Source organism: Actinomycetota bacterium (assembly GCA_036280995.1).
GTDB lineage: Bacteria > Actinomycetota > CALGFH01 > CALGFH01 > CALGFH01 > CALGFH01.
The window spans coordinates 1-3,301 of the sequence record DASUPQ010000164.1 but is presented as its reverse complement, the minus strand read 5'-3'; the positions used below and the strand labels follow the sequence as shown (position 1 = coordinate 3,301).

Annotated in this window: 5 protein-coding genes; all 5 read right to left on the bottom strand. The window is 72.2% G+C overall.

The features are described 5' to 3' along the window. Positions 1–206: 206 nt before the first annotated feature. Positions 207–623, bottom strand: a complete 417-nt coding sequence (locus VF468_05405; protein ID HEX5877748.1) for a hypothetical protein — start codon at positions 621–623, stop codon at positions 207–209. Positions 624–807: 184 nt separating this feature from the next. After that, positions 808–1,119, bottom strand: coding sequence for a hypothetical protein (locus tag VF468_05400; GenBank protein HEX5877747.1), 312 nt, complete (start codon positions 1,117–1,119; stop codon positions 808–810). A 516-nt stretch (positions 1,120–1,635) separates the two neighbouring features. Then, positions 1,636–2,262, bottom strand: a complete 627-nt coding sequence (locus tag VF468_05395; GenBank protein HEX5877746.1) for a nuclease-related domain-containing protein — start codon at positions 2,260–2,262, stop codon at positions 1,636–1,638. Beyond that, on the bottom strand, positions 2,235–2,552 hold the full coding sequence (locus VF468_05390) for a hypothetical protein (GenBank protein HEX5877745.1): 318 nt from the start codon (positions 2,550–2,552) through the stop codon (positions 2,235–2,237). The genes VF468_05395 and VF468_05390 overlap by 28 nt, the downstream gene beginning before the upstream one ends. Positions 2,553–2,570: 18 nt before the next feature. Next, the gene (locus VF468_05385) at positions 2,571–3,107 is read right to left on the bottom strand and encodes a hypothetical protein (GenBank protein HEX5877744.1); all 537 of its coding nucleotides are present in this window, start codon (positions 3,105–3,107) and stop codon (positions 2,571–2,573) included. Between the last annotated feature and the right edge of the window lie 194 nt (positions 3,108–3,301).

Below are 3,301 nucleotides of genomic sequence, written 5' to 3'. Positions count from 1 at the left end.
GGTCAGCCGCGGCTGGTCGGGGGTCCAGGGCTCTGTGTCGAAGTCGCGACCCAGGCTCCAGGGGATGTACTCGTGCGGCAGCCATTCTTTGGCCATGGCCAGATGCCGGTCAAGCAGCTGCTCGGCGACCGGCTCCAACTCGGCGAGCAGGTCATGGTCGGGATGACGCTCAGGCACGCTGGCCTCCTCTGGTGAACAGGGCCACGCTAATGCCGGGCGGGGCCAGGTTCGTGGCTGCCGAGCCGGGTGCGGTCCGGGTCGGGGTCGGACATGGCCGCGGTGGCCTCTGAATCCTCCGCGCCGGCGGTGGCGGCGGGGTCGGTCTGGCGGGTGTCGCGGCCAGGCCCCGGATTCTCGGTCTCGCTGCCCACCATGCCGGTGTCAGCCTGGCCGCTGGAGGTCGTGTCCTGGGGGGCGCCAGCGAGAGGTCGGCCGCTGGTCTCCTGGGTGCCGAGGCGGGTTCGCTGCGGGTCGGCACCGGACATGCCCACGGTCCGGGTCGGGTGCTCGCTGCTGGTCTCGGCTGGGTCGGGGTCGGTCTGGCGGGTGTCGCGGCCGGGCCCGGGGTTCTCGGTTTCGCTGCCGAGCATGCCGGTGTCGGCGGTGCGGTCATCGCGGTCCATGGGAGCCTCCTGGTTGTGGTGTGCCTTCAATGCTGCGTCGTGCCGAGAAGTCCCCCCATTCAGAGCAGCAGCCAGCTTGGGCAGGGAGGCGATGGCGTTCGACGAGGTGCTGGAGATGCCACCTAATCGGCGCCGCCAACGGTACGGGCTGCGCCAGGCCAGCCGGCACAGCCCGTAGCTGCTGCTAGTGGGAGCGGTCGTCGTCGTAGGGCTCGCGGCTGCCGGACTTGGCCAGCCCCCGGGCGATCATGTAGCCGATGGTCAACAGGGTGATGTACCACCAGGCCTTGTCGGCCCGGAAGTAGTCCAGGCGCTGGCCGTCCTGGCCGGTCTTGACCAGGAACGAGGCCAGCAGGATGCCGGCGAACACGACCACATAGGTGAGGAACTCGGTGGTCTTGTAGGCGGATTTGGTCTCGGTGCTGAGCCGGCGGGTGCCGACCTGACGGTCGGTGCCGACAGCGGTGCTGCCGGGCCGACCAAGCTCTGCGTCCATGCTGGTTCCTTTGCATGTCGCCCGGGTTGGAGGACCCGAGCTGGATGGCGGTGGGCATGCGCGGACCTACAGAGCACGCTTGGGGGACGCAGCAATGCCGCTGCCTCACGAGGGCACTCCGAGGACGCGGTGGAGCGGGAGAACGGAGCGGACCGGTTGCCTGGCAACCTCCGCAATTGCAGGACGAGGACTTGGTCCCGCTGACAGCCGGAGTACTTCTCCGACACTCTGAGGCTAGCCACCGGAGCTCGGCCCAAACGCTCGGGCCTGAATCCTTACTCCGGCCACAGGACGGCTCCGGCCCGGAGGGCAATCTCCGGGCGTGGTAAGGCGTTCTTGGGCTAACCCTGAAGGTCCGCCCGACGACGAGCAGGGCCAGACCCCGCCGACCCGAAATCGTCCGAGGACAGCAGTGCGCCGGGGCGCCGCTGATCGAACGCGGTCAAGCGCACCCAGCAACCGCCCCGGTGACGCCCCAGCAGCAGTCGCGCTTCGAGCGCCGATCTCGGCGGGCTGTTAGGCGGCGGCGTGGAACCGCAGCCGGGCTCGGTCGGCCAGCCAGACCACCCGCTCGGATCCAAGGACGGGCGGCAGTGCCTGCAGTAGGTCGGGCACCCGCCGGGCGGGGACGATGGTGACCCCATCGGCCTGCAGCAAACCCCAAGGGACGCTGGCGCCATGCACGGCGACGATGGCGGCGACGGTGATGTCGGCGATGCCGAGAACCTGGTCGGCCTGGTCCGCCTGCCAGAGGACCTTGCGCAGGGCCGAGACGAGCAGGTGGCGGCCATGCCACACCATCCCGTACCGATCCAGGTGGAGCCGTCCTCGGTACTGCTTGGAGTCGACGACCAGCACCCCGCCGGGTCCGATAACCACATGATCGATATTGGCCGCTGATCCGGGGATGGCCAGGTCGTGCAGCACCACCCAGCCACGGCGCTCCAAGGGGGCGAGCAGGCGGGCGGTACGCCGCTCACCGGCGGCCCCGCGCCGCCAGGCCAGGGTGTCCGGGCTGGGACGGAACCGAAGCCGCCAGCCGAGCCCGGCCGCAGCCGCCACCGCCAGCAGCCCAGCTGAATCCGGTGCGAGTTGGGCGGCCAGCAGCCCGGCGGTTACGCCCGTGGCCAGCACTGCGGCCACCCGCCAGGGCAGGCCGTGGGTCCAGCGGGCGCGTTCGGCGGTGCGGTGGCGCCGGTACTCGGCTGCGGCAGAGGCCCGGGGCGGCCGACGCTGGCCCGCACCCGCACCGCCAGCACCGGCGCCGGCACCCCCGACCGGAGAATGTCGCCCTGGTCCTCGCGGTGGTTGTGCTGGTCGAGGAGGGCGGCGAGGTCGGCGTGGCGGAGCGGCCGGATCGACACCCCGGGCTGCTCGTCGTCACAGGAGGGCCAGATGCCGTCTGGGTCGGGATTGGGTTGGGGCCGTGCCATGATGGCCTCCTTGTGGTGCTAGCCGGCGGCCCGCTCGGGGCCCGGCCGGCGTGGGGGCACCTCCCGCCCCGAGCGGGCTCGTGCCTGGTCCTGCTGGTGACGGTCAATCGGAGACGGGCGGGATGCTGGCGCGCGCTGGGGTTGGCGGTCGCGGTCGGAGCGGTGCTGGCGGCCCTGGACTCGGGTGATGGCTTGGCGGGCGTGGTGCCAGGCGGCCCGCTGGGCCGGCTCGCGCGGCATCGGGCCCAGCGCGGTCTCGGGGTCGGTGATCCCATAGGTGCGGCGGTAGTCCTCGATGGTGGCCGCGGCCTGCCGCCAGGCCCGCTGCCCCCTGGTGCTCTCGGGAGCCGGGCCGAGCTCGCCGCGGAGGTAGCCGGGCCGGTCGTGCTCGGCGGTGAGGCCGCGGGCCCGGCGCTGCCAGGCCAGCTCCCGCACGACTTGGCGGTAGGCGGGGCCGAGGTGGGCGTTGGCCTCCAGCCAGCCCCCCCGGCGCTGCTGATGCTGGCGCAGTGCCAGCTCGGTGTCGTGGGCGCGGTCGGCCTGCTGGCGAGCCACCGCCACGGCTCCCGGGTCGGCGCCGGCCGGCCTGGTCCTCCAGGGCAAGCGAAGCATGGCCTGCCCTTGGCGCGGTTGTTGGTTGTTGGTGGTGAGTTGCTCCAAGGTTTGGTCGGCCTCGACCCGGCGGGCACTGGCCCGCGCAAGCTCCCGCGCCCGATCCCGCGGGGCTTTTATCCAGGAGGCCGCGGAGC

Bases quoted from the DNA above. Each gene is read 5' to 3' on its own strand.
- VF468_05390 (HEX5877745.1), bottom strand. From the start codon at position 2,552: ATGGCACGGCCCCAACCCAATCCCGACCCAGACGGCATCTGGCCCTCC.
- VF468_05400 (HEX5877747.1), bottom strand. From the start codon at position 1,119: ATGGACGCAGAGCTTGGTCGGCCCGGCAGCACCGCTGTCGGCACCGAC.
- VF468_05405 (HEX5877748.1), bottom strand. From the start codon at position 623: ATGGACCGCGATGACCGCACCGCCGACACCGGCATGCTCGGCAGCGAA.